This window comes from uncultured Lutibacter sp. (genome assembly GCF_947493565.1).
In the GTDB taxonomy this organism is placed as follows: domain Bacteria; phylum Bacteroidota; class Bacteroidia; order Flavobacteriales; family Flavobacteriaceae; genus Lutibacter; species Lutibacter aestuarii.
This window is the reverse complement of sequence record NZ_CANLRG010000003.1, coordinates 356,425-372,555: the sequence shown is the minus strand read 5'-3', so window position 1 is coordinate 372,555 and position 16,131 is coordinate 356,425. Positions and strand designations below refer to the sequence as shown.

Annotated in this window: 12 protein-coding genes; 5 read left to right on the top strand and 7 right to left on the bottom strand. The window is 30.0% G+C overall.

The annotated features are described in order from the left end of the window. Window positions 1-10 precede the first annotated feature (10 nt). The 3 genes from Q0714_RS05460 to Q0714_RS05450 form a co-directional block, all read right to left on the bottom strand. Window positions 11-1,273, bottom strand: a complete 1,263-nt coding sequence (locus tag Q0714_RS05460; protein WP_298263339.1) for a 2Fe-2S iron-sulfur cluster-binding protein — start codon at window positions 1,271-1,273, stop codon at window positions 11-13. A 17-nt stretch (window positions 1,274-1,290) separates the two neighbouring features. After that, window positions 1,291-3,018: an NAD(P)H-dependent oxidoreductase subunit E gene (locus tag Q0714_RS05455; protein WP_298263337.1), complete on the bottom strand. Its 1,728-nt coding sequence runs from the start codon at window positions 3,016-3,018 to the stop codon at window positions 1,291-1,293. Between the two features lie 297 nt (window positions 3,019-3,315). Beyond that, window positions 3,316-5,040, bottom strand: coding sequence for an NAD(P)H-dependent oxidoreductase subunit E (locus tag Q0714_RS05450; RefSeq protein ID WP_298263336.1), 1,725 nt, complete (start codon window positions 5,038-5,040; stop codon window positions 3,316-3,318). 338 nt (window positions 5,041-5,378) lie between these two features. Here Q0714_RS05450 and Q0714_RS05445 point away from each other — a divergent pair, with 338 nt between their 5' ends. Then, window positions 5,379-6,011, top strand: a complete 633-nt coding sequence (locus tag Q0714_RS05445) for a DUF5020 family protein (RefSeq protein ID WP_298263334.1) — start codon at window positions 5,379-5,381, stop codon at window positions 6,009-6,011. 14 nt (window positions 6,012-6,025) lie between these two features. Next, window positions 6,026-7,321: an NCS2 family permease gene (locus tag Q0714_RS05440; protein ID WP_298263333.1), complete on the top strand. Its 1,296-nt coding sequence runs from the start codon at window positions 6,026-6,028 to the stop codon at window positions 7,319-7,321. A 77-nt stretch (window positions 7,322-7,398) separates the two neighbouring features. On the opposite strand, the gene Q0714_RS05435 is transcribed toward Q0714_RS05440, so the two are convergent. Next, window positions 7,399-8,616, bottom strand: coding sequence for a solute carrier family 23 protein (locus tag Q0714_RS05435; protein WP_298263331.1), 1,218 nt, complete (start codon window positions 8,614-8,616; stop codon window positions 7,399-7,401). A 582-nt stretch (window positions 8,617-9,198) separates the two neighbouring features. Here Q0714_RS05435 and Q0714_RS05430 point away from each other — a divergent pair. The 3 genes from Q0714_RS05430 to Q0714_RS05420 are packed head-to-tail and all read left to right on the top strand — an operon-like array spanning window position 9,199 to window position 12,876. Next, complete coding sequence (locus Q0714_RS05430) at window positions 9,199-10,755, top strand: acyl-CoA carboxylase subunit beta (RefSeq protein WP_298263329.1); 1,557 nt, start codon at window positions 9,199-9,201, stop codon at window positions 10,753-10,755. 10 nt (window positions 10,756-10,765) lie between these two features. After that, a complete protein-coding gene (locus Q0714_RS05425) occupies window positions 10,766-10,948 on the top strand; it encodes a hypothetical protein (protein WP_298263327.1) in 183 nt (60 codons plus the stop codon). A 26-nt stretch (window positions 10,949-10,974) separates the two neighbouring features. After that, window positions 10,975-12,876 carry a pyruvate carboxylase subunit B gene (locus Q0714_RS05420; protein ID WP_298263325.1) on the top strand — a complete coding sequence of 634 codons (1,902 nt, stop codon included), beginning with the start codon at window positions 10,975-10,977 and terminating at the stop codon, window positions 12,874-12,876. A gap of 82 nt (window positions 12,877-12,958) precedes the next feature. Here the strand turns inward: Q0714_RS05420 and Q0714_RS05415 are convergent, their stop codons facing one another. From Q0714_RS05415 to Q0714_RS05405, 3 genes are all read right to left on the bottom strand, one after another. Continuing rightward, window positions 12,959-15,217 carry a TonB-dependent receptor gene (locus Q0714_RS05415; RefSeq protein WP_298263323.1) on the bottom strand — a complete coding sequence of 753 codons (2,259 nt, stop codon included), beginning with the start codon at window positions 15,215-15,217 and terminating at the stop codon, window positions 12,959-12,961. A 406-nt stretch (window positions 15,218-15,623) separates the two neighbouring features. Beyond that, window positions 15,624-15,809, bottom strand: a complete 186-nt coding sequence (locus Q0714_RS05410) for a DUF2892 domain-containing protein (protein ID WP_298263322.1) — start codon at window positions 15,807-15,809, stop codon at window positions 15,624-15,626. Between the two features lie 16 nt (window positions 15,810-15,825). Further along, entirely contained in the window at window positions 15,826-16,131 is a 306-nt protein-coding gene (locus Q0714_RS05405) for a hypothetical protein (RefSeq protein ID WP_298263321.1), read from the bottom strand.

Here is a 16,131-nt window from a genome sequence, read left to right as displayed (position 1 = left end):
GTTTTAATAGTTAGTCGTACTTAAACTCAGGGTATGCAATGGAGTATTCTTCTTCAAAAAGAATATGTTTTACTACGTTCCAAATATGATTGGCATTTGGTGGACAGCCTGGAATATGATAATCAATTTTCACTACTTCATGGTTAGAATAAACTTTATTTAAAATTTTAGGAATATCCTCATGATTAGGGATAATGATTTCATTTTCTTCGCTGGTCATAGAGTTTAAATAGGCTTCTTTTAAACATTCTTCTAATGGTACAGTATTTCTAATGGCAGGTAATCCACCCCAAATAGCACATTCACCCACAGAAACTAAAATGTCACAATTTTTACGAAATTCTCTAAGGACTTCAATATTATGTGTATTACAACAACCGCCTTCAATTAAACCAATGTCGCAATGTTCGGTGAAATTTTTAATGTCTGTAATTGGAGATTTATTAAATTCTACCACTTCAATTAAATCTAAAATGCCTAGATCTACATCGAGCATAGACATATGGCAGCCAAAACAACCTGCTAAAGAGGTGGTAGCAATTCTTTTTTTCTTATGAGTGGTTTTATGTTTTTTAATTTCATTAAATGAAATATTTTTTTCTTTATTAGAATAATCAAATTCACGATTTCCAAAAGGCTTTCCAAACGATTTTCCTTTAACTAAAATAGACCCTGTTGGACAAATATGCATTGCATGTTCGGCTTGAGTGTCAGAAAGTTTAGCTTCTTGCTCGTAATCTATTGAAACGAGTGTTTTATTGCCTCTGTTTGTGAAATTAAATACGCGATTTCCATCGGTGGTTCTAACTTCTTCAATACAACGTTTACATTTGATACATCTGTTTTGGTTTACAACAATTCTCTCTGGACGTGCGTCTACAATACGATCTACAAAAAGATGAGGGAAACGAGTGTATCTAATTCCGGTTTCGTAGCCAAGGTTTTGCATTTGACAATCACCACTTTTTTCACATGAAGGACAAAAGTGATTTCCTTCTACAAACATCATTTCTAAAATGGCTTTTCGAGCATCTAATAGTTCTGGAGTATTTACTTCAATATCCATCCCTTCATCAACATTTAAAGTACATCCAGCAATAGTTCTCCCATTATTTTTTACTGTACAAACTCTACAGCTTCCTAAAGGATTTAAATGTTTGAAGTGACAAAGTGTAGGAATAAAAATTCCATTTTGCTTAGCTGCTTCAATTAAGTTTTGTCCTTGTTCAGCTGTACAATTTCTTCCATCTATTTTAAATGATATATTTTTCATTAGTAACAATTTTAAAACTATAATTGAGTGTCTTTAATAATACTATCAAATTCATGAATGGCATTTTCCATATCAAATTCAACATGTTGGTCTTCATTTGAAGGGGCTATTTTTATATTGAAATAATCTGGAAATTTATCTATAGCCATCATTAATGAATTTGGAGAAGTTTTTCCTAATCCACATCTGCTAGAAAGTTTGATGATTTTTCCCCATTGTTTAATGTCATCCAAATCTTCTTGAGAACATAGACCTCGCTGAATCTTTTTTACTTTTTCTGTTAAAATAAAATTTCCTGCTCTACAAGGTGTACAAACGCCACAAGACTCTTCTTTGAAAAATTCCATAAAATTTCTAAAAATTTGAAGAATGTCTCTGTTGCGATTAAATACCATAAGAGCTCCACCACATAACAAATCTTCTTTGCAAATTTTTCTGTCAAACTCCGAACTATTAATACAGTCGCCAGAAGGTCCGCTAACTTGAAGAAAATATGGAGCTGTAGCTTGACTCATTTCTATTCCTAAAAGTTTTTTAAAACTTGTTCCATATTCAATTTCATAAATACCGGGTTTTGCCACATCACCAGAAATACTTATAAGTTTAGTTCCAGGAGATTCCTCTGTTCCTAAACTTAAAAAGAAATCTTCTCCTAACTCAATAATTCTTGAAGCGTAGGCCAAAGTTTCAACATTATTCACTACTGTAGGTTTATGTTTAAAACCGTGTTTTGTTGCAGACCACATACGTACTGGAGGTTCACCTCTTCTACCTTCCATAGATTCAATAAGTGCAGATGCTGCACCACAAACATAGGAGCCAGCACCTATTTGATAGCGTATGTCAAAATCATATCCTTCAACACCTAGTATGTTTTTGCCTAATAGATTTTTTGAATAAAATTCTTCTAAAAGTTTTTCTAATTCAGGTAATAGGTAAAGGTATTCGGCTCTTAAATAGATGATTCCTTCTTTTGCACCTGTTGCATACCCAGCCAAAATCATACCTTCATACAAGAGACCAGGTACATGTTGTAAGATAGCTCGGTCTTTAAATGTTCCAGGTTCGCCTTCATCTGCATTACAAATAATATATTTAATGTCATCTACATTGTTTTTGCACGATTGCCACTTGTAACCAGCTGGGAAAAATGCACCCCCCAATCCTAGTAGTTTAGATTTTGTTATTTTATCAATAACTTCTTGTGAACTATATTTAAGACCTTCTTTAATGCTTTTACCCATTACATATGGTCTAAACAATACCGTTTTATCCTCTTTGGGAGTATATTGAATTTTGCTTTTAGTTTTACTAGCAAAATCTTTTAAATTTTCACCATTTTTAATTTTTTGAATAATTAACTTTACTTTTTTAGGAGTTAAGTCTGTAAAAGGTAAAAAATTAATTAGGGCGGCAGGTTCTTGGTCATTTAAACCAATACAAGAGGTTTCAAATAAGGAAAATTCATCGTTACCTTGTTCATTAAAATTACATCCGGTTTCTTTTTCAAATGTAGTTTTAATGTCTTCAAAACCTTTTATTTCAGAGATGATATTATTGTTTAAATAAATGATATTTTTTCCTGTAGGTTGTTTATGGAAAAAATGATAAAATGAAATCACACTTTCAATTTCAATATTTGAAACTTGTAATGATTTAGAAATTTTGGAAATTGCATTTTTTGAAATATATCCAAATTCATGTTGATATTCCCATAGTTTATTTAACAACTGTGTTCTATCCATAAGAAAGTATATTGATGTTTGCTGTAATTAAAGTTACGAATAAAGAATAGCAAGAAAAACACCATTTTAAACGTTTTAGAACGATTTGTTTATATTGAAGTATTTTACGGAAGCAACGTATGGTTTTTATAAAAAAATCAGTATTTTTTTTTATACATTCTAATTTTTGATATTTTTTATTACATTATTAATTTAATATAAATGTAAAAAACGTATGATAAATATCATAAAAAATATATTTATTGTAAAATAATAGCTTAATAATTAGGTGTTTAATAATAAAAATAAATTTCAATATTAAAATTGAGTAGTTTTAATAATTGAGTCATAATCATAAACTGCTTCTTCCATGTCAAATTCGATTGAGCAATTATCTGTACAAGTTTTTACTTTTAAGTTGAAATAATCTTTAAACTTATCTATAGCCATACTAAAAGTTTTTGTTGAGGTTTGACCCAAACCACATCTACTTGTTAATGAAACAATTTTACCCCATTCTTTAATTTCTTCCAAATCCTTTGAAGTACATATTCCTTTTTTAATTTTCTTAATTTTTTCATACAAAATTTGGTTTCCAGCTCTACAAGGTGTGCAAGAACCACATGATTCTTCATTAAAAAATTTCATGAAATTTTCTATGATTTGTAAAATACTTCTGTAGCGATTAAATACCATAATAGATCCGCCACAAATTAAATCTTCTTTGCAAATTTTTCTATCGAATTCCATTTCATTGATACATTCTCCAGATGGTCCGCTAATTTGAAGATAATAAGGAGCTGTTGCTTGAGATAAATGAAGTAGTTCTTTTATGGTAGTTCCCCATTCAATTTCATAAATTCCTGGTTTTGCAACATCTCCAGAAATGCTAATTAGTTTAGTACCTTTACTTTTTTGAGTTCCTATATTTGAGAAAAAGTCGGTTCCTAATTCAATAATTCTGGCAGCTTTTGCAAAAGTTTCAACATTGTTTACAACAGTTGAGTTTCCAAAATAACCATATTCAGTAGGAAAATATTTACGTATTCTAGGTTCTCCTCGTTTTCCTTCTAAAGATTCAATTAAAGCAGTTTCAGCACCACACACATAGGCACCTGCCCCTAATTGTATCTTTATATTAAACTTAAAATCTTTCATTCCCAATATTTCATTCCCTAAATAACCTTTATTTTTAAATTTCTGTATTGCATTTTTAATTTTTTTGAATAAATAGGTATATTCAGCACGTAAATAAATTATTCCTTTGGAGGCTCCAGTTATATAAGAAGCAATTATCATCCCTTCAATGACCAATTCAGGTACGTTATTAAGCAAAGATTTATCTTTGAAAGTTCCTGGTTCTCCTTCATCTGCATTACAAATAATATATTTTTTGGTTGAATTGCTTTCTTTGCAATATTTCCATTTTAAACCAGTTGAAAAAAATGCGCCTCCGTGACCTTCAAGGTTTGTTTTAAATAAAGTGCCTAATAGTTCTTCGGGAGAGTGTTTAAGTATTTTTTTTATTGAATTACCTAAAAAATAGTCTCTAAAAAAAATTGTTTTATTGCCAGGAGGTATGTATTGGATTTTACTTGTAGGGTTGTTTTGTAGTGTTTCTAATGAAACACCAATTTTTAATTTTTGTACAATAGATTTTACCTTTTCTGGATTTAAATTTGTGAATGGATGAAAATTAATAAGTGCTGCAGGCTCTTGGTCACTTAATCCAATACAAGAAGTTTCAAATAAAGAAAATAAAGTGTTGTCGCAGTATTTTCCAAAAGTACATCCGGTTTCTTTTTCAAAAGCAGTTTTAACTAATTCAAAGCCTTTGTGTTCAGAAATTATACTATTATTTAGATAAATAATGTATTTTCCAGTAGGTTGTCTGTGGAAGAAGTGGTAAAAAGAAATAACTCCTTCAATTTCAATTTTTGAAACCCTTAATTTTTGAGCAATCTCAGAAATGGCATTGTCAGATATAAAGCCAAATTTATTTTGAAACTCCCAAAGGCGGGTTAGTAGCCTTGACCGTTTCATAAGTAATTGTTTAGTAGTTTTATTACTTAAATTTACTTCTTAATTACTTGATAATCAAATTATTTGATCGATTTGTAGGATTGTTAAATTTTTATAGAAACCATTGTATGATTATGATTTAAATTTTAAAAAATGGCTGTTATTTTTTTGAAAACCTCTTTTTATTGTGAATTTTTCAATGAATATTTCTTTTTTAAGTTTAACCTTTGTGTGATGTGCTATTTATTTTGATTTTAAATAGTTAATTACGTGTTAATAATTGAATTTTTTAAATAAGACTATATAGTGTTTTATATGGTATTTTTGTTCTTTTATTTAAATATTCAACACAACACAAAATGAGAAAACTAATTACTTTAATTACAATTTTTGTAACAGCAGCTGTTACTGCACAAAACTTACAACTTCATAGAGATTTTGAAAGAGGCCATTTTACAACCACATTTGAATACTTTAAAATGGATAAATATGGTAACACTTTTACCTTTATTGATTTTGATTATAATTCCGCTATTGGAACAAGTGCTGCCTATTATGAGATAGCTCGTGTTTTAAAAACAGAAAAAATGCCAGTGGGATTGCATGTAGAATATAATGCCGGAAATTCCAATCAATTTAGTTATAATGAAGCTTGGATTTTTGGAGCTAACTATTCAAAAGGAAATGCGAAATGGGGATTTTCAACATACGCAGGTTATAAAGCTTTTACTGGAGCAAATAAAGGAAACTTTCAAATTACAGGAACTTGGTATGTTCATTTAATTGAAAATAAATTGACATTTTCTGGATTTGCAGATCTATGGTCTGAAAATGGATTGTCCGAAAAAACGGTATTTTTATCTGAGCCACAATTATGGTATCATTTAAATAAAAGTTTTTCAATTGGAAGTGAAATAGAGTTAACAAATAATTTTGCTTACGAATTTGAATTTAATGTGAGACCTACTCTAGCTATTAAATGGAATATATAATCTAAACTAAAATTATGTTAGACAAATTTTTTAAAATCACGGAAAATAAATCAACCTTAAAAACAGAAATAATTGCTGGGATAACCACTTTTATGACAATGGTTTATATTTTAGCAGTAAACCCTGGAATTTTAAGTGAAGCAGGTATGGATAAAGATGCTGTTTTTACTGCAACAGCCTTATCTGCGGTTATAGCAACTCTAGTAATGGCTTTGGTGGCTAAGCTGCCTTTCGCATTAGCACCAGGAATGGGTTTAAATGCTTTTTTTGCATTTACTGTTGTACTTGGAATGGGGTATTCTTGGCAATTTGCATTAACAGCAGTATTTTTAGAAGGAATTATATTTATTCTATTAACAGCGTTTAACATACGAGAATTAATTGTAAATTCAATTCCGCTTAATTTAAAACATGCAGTTTCAGTTGGAATAGGGTTATTTATTGCTTTTATAGGGTTAAAAGGAACAGGTTTAATAGTTGATAATCCAGCAACATTAGTTAGTTTGGGAAGTATGAAAAACCCAAATGTATTAGTTGGTTTGGCTGGGGTTTTAATTATAGGAATTTTGTTAACTAAAAAGGTAAAAGGAGCAATTTTATTAGGTATTTTAATTTCAACAGTTATAGGGTTATTTGTTGGAGTTACAATAATTCCTGAGAACTTTAGCATTGTAAGTTTACCACCATCAATTGAACCTATCTTTTTTAAATTTGATTTCTCGCAAATTTTTACTTTAGACATGCTAATTGTGTTATTTACATTTTTATTTGTAGATATGTTTGATACGGTTGGAACTTTAGTTGGAGTTTCATCAAAATCGGGAATGTTAGATAAAGAAGGAAAAGTGCCTAGAGTAAAACAAGCTTTATTCGCAGATTCTATAGGGACTTTTGTTGGAGCAATTTTAGGAACTTCAACAGTTACAACTTATGTGGAAAGTGCTGCAGGTGTAGCCGAAGGAGGTAAAACGGGTATGACAGCCTTAACGGTAGCTGGAATGTTTGCTTTGTCTTTATTTTTTGCGCCATTATTTATGATTATTCCAGCAGCTGCTACAGCTCCAGCTTTAATAATTGTTGGGCTATTTATGATTTCTCCAATAATGAAAATTGATTTAAATGATTTTACGGAAGCTATTCCTGCATTTTTTACCATTATAATGATGCCTTTGACCTATAGTATTGCTGAGGGAATTGTTTTTGGAATGCTTTCATTTGTATTGTTAAAATTACTTACAGGAAGATATAAAGAAGTAACACCTATTATGGTTGTAATAGCAATATTATTTATTATTAAGTTTTTTGTTTAAAGTACTTTCAAAGTTATCCTAAATAAAAAGCCCTCTTTTTAAAATTAAAAGAGGGTTTTTTACAAAGTAAATTTAAACTACTTTTTTGTTGGTTTAGGTTTTGGTAAAATTAAGTTTAAGATTACTCCAACAACAGAGGCTAATCCTATACCAGCTAATGTAAAGTTGTCATAGCCAATTTGAGCTCCTCCAATACCAACGGTTAAAATAATAGACACAATCACTTGGTTTCTGGTCACTGAAAAATCTGTTTTTGCTTCAATTAAAGTTTTAATACCAATACTTGCAATCATTCCAAAAAGCAATAACATGATACCGCCTAAAACAGCTTGAGGAATTGTTTTTAAAATAGCGCTAATTTTTCCTATTAAAGAGAAAATAATTGCGGTTACAGCAGCTATTCTTAATACCCTAGGATCTACAATTTTTGTTAAAGCAACAGCGCCTGTTACTTCTGAATATGTTGTATTTGGTGGACCGCCAAAAAAGCCTGCAAACGCTGTTGCAATACCATCTCCTAATAGTGTTCTGTGTAAGCCAGGATCCTTAACAAACTTTTTGTTTGCTACTCCACTAATAGCATACATATCTCCAATATGTTCAATTATTGGAGCTATAGCTACAGGAATCATATATAAAATTGCTCCCCAGTTAAATTCTGGTGTTGTAAATTTTGGTAGTGAAAACCAAGCAGCTTCATTCACTAAAGAAAAATCAACTTGCCCCATAAAAATTGAAATTAGGTATCCAACAATAATTCCAATAAATATGGGTATTAGTTTTAAGAGCCCTTTGGCAAAAGAAACGATAATTATGGCGGTTGCTAAAACAACAATTGCGATAAGCCAGTTGGTTTTAGCCATATCTACGCCAGCGGTTGCAAGTGATAAACCAATAATCATAATTACTGGACCTACCACCACAGCAGGAAAAAGTTTTTCAATGATTCTTAGTCCCCATAATTTAATGATGGTTGAAACAATGCTATAAACAATTCCAACCGCAATAATTCCACCTAAAGTTCCAGGGTATCCATAAAGTTTTGTAGCAGCAATAATAGGGGCGATAAAAGCAAAGCTACTACCTAAAAAAACAGGAACTTTTCCTTTCGTTATTAGGTGAAAAATAAGGGTTCCAACTCCTGCAGTAAATAATGCTACTGCAGGGTCAATATCAATTAATAGAGGAACCAATACGGTTGCGCCAAATGCCACAAATAAAAATTGAACCCCAATAACAATTCTTTTTGTAGTGTTTGAAGTATCGGTTAAAGTTTGGTTTTGTGAAGATTTCATATAGGTTGAAAATTTAATTTTGCTAATTTAATTCAAATTGACAAAGCGATGTATGCTTAATGAAGAAAGAATATAGAGAAATGATAGATTTAGAATCATTCTAAAAAAAATGAAATAATAAAAATGATTTTATATGCAGAAATTATATGAAAAAGCTTAAAATTTTTATTAAAAGTCATATGTTTTTAATAAAAATAAGAAGATGTAAAATCAATAATAAAAGAACAATTTTTTTCTTCGAAAACGTTGTAAATGGCGCTTTTTTTTAGGTGAAAAAATTATCCTTTTTTAGACTAAATAAACTCTTTCTTATATAAAATAAAAAAATAGCTTTAAATTTATTTTTGTTAAAATAATAATAAATACGCTTTATAATTGTTTTTTGTTAAAAAAACAATTATAAATACAGGTATTTTTAAGAAATTATCAATTATTTAATTGAATTAAATTTGGTGAAAAAATCTATTGAATGAATCTAAACTGACGTTTGTAAGCTTTTTTTTATAAACTAAATGATAACTTTGTTACAAACGAAATTCTTAAAAATGAATTATTAAAAATTTTAGATAAATAATAAGTAATATGAAAGTTGCTGATAAAATATCTCATTTAATTGCTAAACGTGAAAAAGTAGCCTTAATGGGAGGTGAAAAAAGAATTGAAAACCAACATTCTAAAGGAAAGTTAACAGCTCGTGAGCGGTTAAACCTTTTATTTGATGAAGATAGTTTTCATGAAATAGATTCACTTGTAAAACACAGATCTGTAAATTTTGGTATGGAAGCCATTGAAATAGAATCGGATGGTGTTATAGTTGGTTACGGTTTAATCAATGGAAGAACAGTATTTGCATATTCACAAGATTTTACATCAAGAGGAGGTTCTTTAGGAGAAATGAATGCTTCTAAAATTTGTAAAATTATGGATTTAGCTATTAAAGCTGGCGCCCCTATAGTTGGTTTAAATGATTCCGGAGGGGCTAGAGTTGAGGAAGGAGTTGATGCATTAAAAGGATATGGCGATATTTTCTTTAGAAACTCGAGAGCTTCAGGAGTGGTACCACAAATTTCAGCAATTATGGGACCTTGTGCTGGAGGAGCTGTTTATTCGCCAGCAATGACAGATTTTGTTTTTATGGTAAAAAAGCAAAGCCATATGTTTATAACCAGTCCTTATGTAATTAAAACAGTTACTGGTGAAGAAACTACATTTGAAGATTTAGGTGGTGCAATGGTGCACAATTCAAAAAGTGGTAATGCTCATTTTGCTTGTGAAAGTGATGAGGACTGTATTGAGCAGATACGAGAACTGTTAGATTATTTACCAAATAATAATATGGAAAATGCTCCAGTTTTAGACATGGAGGATGATCCAAAAAGATCTTGTGATTTATTAGATACTTTAATACCAGATGATTCTAAGATGCCTTACGATATGAAGGTGGTTATTGAAGAAGTTTTAGATGAAGGAGAGTTTTACGAAGTTCATGAATATTTTGCAGAAAATTGTATTGTTGGTTTTGGAAGACTTAATAATAGATCTGTTGGTGTAATAGCAAATCAACCTATGTTTTTAGCGGGTTGTTTAGATATAGATGCATCTGATAAAATAAGTAGATTTATGAGAACTTGTGACGCTTTCAATATTCCAATAATAACTTTTGTTGATGTTCCTGGGTACTTACCTGGAGTTCATCAAGAATGGAATGGAATTATTAGACACGGAGCAAAATTACTATGGAGTTACTCTGAAGCTACAGTGCCTAAATTAACAGTTGTTGTTAGAAAAGATTATGGAGGTGCTTATTTAGCAATGAGTTCTAAACATCTGGGAGCAGATATGGTTTTTGCTTGGCCAACTTCTGAAATAGCTGTTATGGGAGCTAAAGGAGCAGTTGAAGTAATTTCTAATTATAAAAAAGAAATTAATGATGCAGAAGATAAAGCAGCAAAAACACAAGAAAAAATAGAGGAGTATGAAACTACATTTAATGTACCTTATTTAGCAGCTGAAAGAGGTTATATTGACGAGGTAATTTTACCAAGTGAAACTAGAGAAAGACTTATTTCAGCATTAGAAGCTTTAAGTTCTAAAAATGAAGTGCTTCCACCAAAAAAACACGGAAACATCCCACAATAATTTTATAATTATGACTTTAACTGAAAAAAAGAAACGCGCAGCGATAATAGCAGTAGGTTATTATATGCAAACCCAAAACACCAATACCAACTTATCCAACGATAAATGGGGAAAAATGGGAATAAGTAGAACAATTCATGATAGAGAAATTCTACAGCGTAAAGGTAAAACTATTGGAATTAAAGTTTTTTAATGTAAACTATTTAAATTTAATTGAAAATGAAATTTGACAACCACGGAATATTAAAAATGGCACCCATTGATTATAGTGCTAATAGAGTAAAAGCTGAAAATCCAATCAAAATTCAAGATTTAAGCTTTCGTGATGGACATCAATCGTTATTTGCAACAAGAGGTAGAACTGAAGATATGATTCCACTTGCTGAGCAAATGGATGAAATAGGTTTTCATGCAATGGAAACTTGGGGTGGAGCAACTTTTGATACCATGCATAGATATCTTGGAGAAGATCCTTGGGAAAGGTTAAGAATTCTGAAAAAATACATGCCTAAAACACCATTTTTTATGTTGTTAAGAGGTCAAAATGTGGTAGGATATAGAAATTATGCTGATGATGTTGTAGAAAATTTTGTTCAAAGAGCTTGTGATAATGGTGTAGATATATTTAGATGTTTTGATGCTCTTAATGATTATAGAAACTTTGAAACTGCGGCTAAAGTTGTTAAACAAAATAAAATGCACTTTCAAGGAACCATCTGTTATACATTAACTGAACCAAGAATGGGTGGTAAAATTTATAACTTAGAGTACTATGTTAATAAGGCTAAAGAATTAATAGATTTTGGCGTTGATTCAATTTGTATAAAAGATATGGCAGGTTTAATTGCTCCATATGATATTTACAATTTAATAGTTGAATTAAAAAAAATAACAGACATTCCTTTAAATCTTCATACACATTTTACATCAGGTATGGGAGATTTAGCAATTTTTAAAGCCATTGAAGCAGGCGTTGATATTGTGGATACTTGTATGTCTCCTTACGCTTATAGAACTTCACATGCTGCAATTGAACCTTTAGTTATTTCTTTATTAGGAACCAATAGAGATACTGGTTTTGATATTCAAAAATTATCAAAAATTAGTGCTCAAATGGAAGAAATAATTCCTAAGTATAAACATTTAGCAAACAATCCTAAATACTCAATTATTGATACGGATGTAATTTTACATCAAACTCCAGGAGGAATGTTATCTAATTTAGTAAATCAATTAAAAGCAATGGATTCATTAGATAGGCTAGATGATGTGTTTAGAATGCTTCCAAAAGTACGAAAAGATTTAGGGCAAATTCCATTGGTAACTCCTACCAGTCAGATAGTTGGTGTTCAAACAGTTAATAATGTTTTATTTGATTCTTACGAAGGAGAATATTCAAGGATAACTCAAGAAGTGAAAGATCTTTGCTATGGTTTGTATGGTAAAACAACCAAACCAATTAATGAGGAGCTTAGAAAAAAAGCTTTAAAGGATTACCCAAGAGGCGAGCAACATATTGAATGTAGACCAGGAAGTATTTTAGAACCAGAAATGAATGCTGTTAAAGAAAAATCTGATGGTTTGGCTAAAGACATTGATGATGAATTAATTTTAGCACTATACCCTGTTACTGGAAAAAGATTCTTAAAGTGGAAATATGGACTTGAAGATAAGCCTAAAGATGTAATTCCTAAAACACTTGAAGATGTTAAAAAAGAAAGTGATTTAATAGCAAAAGCATTAGCAGGAGAACTTACTGCAGGTAAAAAGTCTAATGGACAAATGCATGAGATGGAAGTAATTGTTGATGGAGAAAAGTTTAATGTAGCCATTCCTAATGCAAAAGGAAGTGTTAGACCAGCACGTAAAAAGAAAGAAAGTAAAGAGAATAAAGGAAAAAATACGGATGAAAAAGCGGTATTATCTCCAATTCCAGGTATGATTGTTGAATACAAAAAGAAAAACGGTGATAAAGTTAAAGAAGGTGAAGTTGTTGTAGTTCTTGAGGCTATGAAAATGATGAATAATTTTGAAGCAAATAGAGATGGTGTATTGTCAGGAATCAATTATGATTCGGGTGATTCAGTTGCTAAAAATGACGTACTTTTTGTAATAGATTAAGATAGACTTTTATTTACATAAAAAAAGGAGTTTAGAATAATGATTTTCTAAACTCCTTTTTTGTTTCATTAAATAAAACTATTTAAATATTAAATTGAATTCTTGCTATAAAATTTCTTCCAATATTATTAAATTCATTCACTTTTAAGCGTGAAAGATGAGAGATATATGAAGTATTAAATAAGTTATTTACATTCAAACTTAGATCTAATGAAATTTTAGAAAGCTTTATTTTTCCACCCATACCAACATTTACAAGGTTGTACCCATTACTTGTAGTTTCGAACTCACTAATTTTATCTTGTTTAAAAGTGCTTTCTAAAGAAATAGAAGTAAATCCGTTTTTCAACCATTTATTTATGTCGTACTCAGCTCTTAAAGTATTTGTCAATTTGTGAGCCGGAATTAAAGGTAAATACGCTTTATTATCTTGTTTACCTATCACAAACTCAAAACTACTGTGTAAATGTAGCCAATCTATTGGGTGTGGATGTAAATGTGCTCCAAATTCACCTCCATAAAGCTTGGCATCATCTTGAATGTATTGGTAAATAGCAAACTCTTCTTCAAAATTACCAGTAGGTGAAATAAAGATATAATTGTTTATGCGATTGTAAAATCCGTTTGCAAATATTTCAAAATGTTGCGAATCATATTCAAATGAAATGTCTGACTGAAAATTTCGTTCACTGTTTAAATCATTATTTCCAATTTCAAACCTATTTGAGCCGTGATGTACTCCATTTGAAGTCAATTCAGCAAGGTTAGGGGCTCTAAATCCTGTAGCAAAATTAATTCTACTTATTATTTTGTTGAATAGTTTTGTTTTATACCCTAATGAAGCGGTAAAATTTTCAAATGTTTTATCAATTGGATCAAAAATATGCTCTTCATCTTCATGTAAAACAATATGTTTTTCAGTTTTTAAAGATCTAGTATCAAATCTAATTCCTCCCTGAATACTGTGCTCTTTCCAATTATAAAAGGCAGTAAAAAAAGATCCAAAATCATTTAAAGTTGCATTGGGAATTAAAATTTCTTCGCCAAAATTGTCATTTTTTTGGTGTAATCCTTGAAAACCTAGTATGGTTTCAAATTTATTTAGCTTAGGTAAATGCCATTTAACATCATAACTATATGTATGTAATTTTAAAAATAATGATGGATGAAGAGGTTCATCATGTTCTTCATCTTCATGAGTAGCTTCTTCTTCATGATGATGTTCTTCAAATTCTTTTCTTTCATTTAAAGTATACCCAAAAGTGCTAGTTATTTTTGAATTAGATAGAAAAAAATTATTAGACCAACTAAGCATTTTAGTTGTTAAATCTTGATAAGGCAATAGTGGTGTTTTATGGTTGTTTTGTATTCCAATTTCTTCAGGAATACCCACTTTGGTTGAATTGTAATTGAAACGTAAGGTGCTCGAAATAAAATTACTGTTAAAGCCAATAGCACTATTAAAAATAGTTTCATTAAATCTGGTATTGGTAATTCTAGTGTTGTTAGGTGTTTTATAATCACTATGAGAATTTCTAGAACCATTGGCTAAAAATTTCCAAGAATCGTAAGATTGTTTAGCTCCGAAAGTAGTATTTGTTCCTTGAGTATTTGAATGATAGGATTGATTATAGGTAAAGTCAAATGAATTAGCATCAGCGAATTTTAGAGGATTGAAATATATAACACCTCCCAATGCATCGGAACCATATAATAGAGATGCAGGTCCTTTAATAACTTCCACACTTTCAATACTAGATTCATCAATTCCTAACCCATGTTCATCCCCAAACTGTTGATTTTCAAGTCTTATTCCTTGAGAGTAAACGAGTACCCGATTACCTCTTAATCCTCTAATAATAGGTTTTCCAATTCCAACACCTGTAGAAACTTGTGAAACTCCAGCAATGGTGTTAAGTCCATCCATTAAAGTAGCAGCACCTTTATGTTGTAGTTGTTGGATGCTGGCTTTTTCTACCTTCATTACATTTTCAGATTGTAGCTTGTTAAATGGAGTAGCAATAATAATTTCTTCCATTTTAAATACTGCTTCTTCTAAAGTAAAATTAAGTATCATTTCACTTTTATCAAAAGTGACTGTTTTAGATTGTGTTTCAAATCCAATATAAACTGCCGTAATTTTGATGGGAATATTTGGTAAATTTTTTAATTCATAATAACCATTTTCATCTGTAGAGGTTCCTTTTTGTAAGTCTTCTATATAAATTTGAACTCCTAATAATGGTTCGTTTTGGGTAGTTTTAATAACGCCCGATATTTTATTTTGAGCTTGTGCAACAAACGCCATACCTATAAATAGGTAGCTTAAATATATTTTCATATTTTAATAATTTTTATTTATGGATACTAATTTTAGATCAGCTATAAAATCATTAAAAAAGGAGGAGCTCTAGAAGATTTATGTTGAATATTTGTTGAAGAAAAGCTTTCTTCAGAGCAATAAATAGAACTGTTATTTATTTGTTTATCAACTAATTTATGAGTTGACGAAAAATCTATAGCATTGGAGTTTATCTTGAAATGAAAAACTGAGCAATCAATTTCGTGAGTATCAAAATGAACGATATTTTGAGCATTACAAACATGATGACTATGGTTTTCAAAAGAATGTATAAACTGTACTGCAAAGGGAAGCAGTACAGCTATAATTAATACTTTTGAGATGATATGTTTGTAAAACTGTTTAATCGCAAATTAGTTTAAGGCTACAAACTTACAAAAGTTTGTTAATCTTTAATGCCAAATTTTTCTAAAATCACTTCAAGCAAACACCATTTAGTTATAGATGATTGCAATAAATTAACGCCTACAAATGCAGTAAACCACAACCAATTTAAATTTACATATAATGCAAGTATTAAACTTATTAAAATAAAGCTTCCTGCAAATGCTCTAACAATTCTTTGTTTCATTTTCTTATTTTTTTAATTATATAGATTGTTCAATATTAAGTACAATTGCTTTCACTGGGTTTTTTGAAGTATTATTTGAGTTGAAAGTTTCAACTTCATTTAGCATTTTAGCTATTAATTCTTCAGATGTAAATGTGAAAAACATTTTAGAATCAAAGGTGTCTCTATGAGATGAAAACCAATTATCTTGAATATTTGTTGGTAGTTGGAGTTTATGACCTTGTATATCCAAAGTGCTATATACTTCAATTTTTGATTTTTTGAAAAGTTTACAAATTTCCTTTTCAAACTCCAATATACTTGTTATTATTAATAATTTCAT

Bases quoted from the DNA above. Each gene is read 5' to 3' on its own strand.
- Q0714_RS05405 (WP_298263321.1), bottom strand. From the start codon at position 16,131: ATGAAATTATTAATAATAACAAGTATATTGGAGTTTGAAAAGGAAATT.
- Q0714_RS05430 (WP_298263329.1), top strand. From the start codon at position 9,199: ATGAAAGTTGCTGATAAAATATCTCATTTAATTGCTAAACGTGAAAAA.
- Q0714_RS05410 (WP_298263322.1), bottom strand. From the start codon at position 15,809: ATGAAACAAAGAATTGTTAGAGCATTTGCAGGAAGCTTTATTTTAATA.
- Q0714_RS05440 (WP_298263333.1), top strand. From the start codon at position 6,026: ATGTTAGACAAATTTTTTAAAATCACGGAAAATAAATCAACCTTAAAA.
- Q0714_RS05435 (WP_298263331.1), bottom strand. From the start codon at position 8,616: ATGAAATCTTCACAAAACCAAACTTTAACCGATACTTCAAACACTACA.
- Q0714_RS05455 (WP_298263337.1), bottom strand. From the start codon at position 3,018: ATGGATAGAACACAGTTGTTAAATAAACTATGGGAATATCAACATGAA.
- Q0714_RS05425 (WP_298263327.1), top strand. From the start codon at position 10,766: ATGACTTTAACTGAAAAAAAGAAACGCGCAGCGATAATAGCAGTAGGT.
- Q0714_RS05450 (WP_298263336.1), bottom strand. From the start codon at position 5,040: ATGAAACGGTCAAGGCTACTAACCCGCCTTTGGGAGTTTCAAAATAAA.
- Q0714_RS05460 (WP_298263339.1), bottom strand. From the start codon at position 1,273: ATGAAAAATATATCATTTAAAATAGATGGAAGAAATTGTACAGCTGAA.
- Q0714_RS05415 (WP_298263323.1), bottom strand. From the start codon at position 15,217: ATGAAAATATATTTAAGCTACCTATTTATAGGTATGGCGTTTGTTGCA.
- Q0714_RS05420 (WP_298263325.1), top strand. From the start codon at position 10,975: ATGAAATTTGACAACCACGGAATATTAAAAATGGCACCCATTGATTAT.
- Q0714_RS05445 (WP_298263334.1), top strand. From the start codon at position 5,379: ATGAGAAAACTAATTACTTTAATTACAATTTTTGTAACAGCAGCTGTT.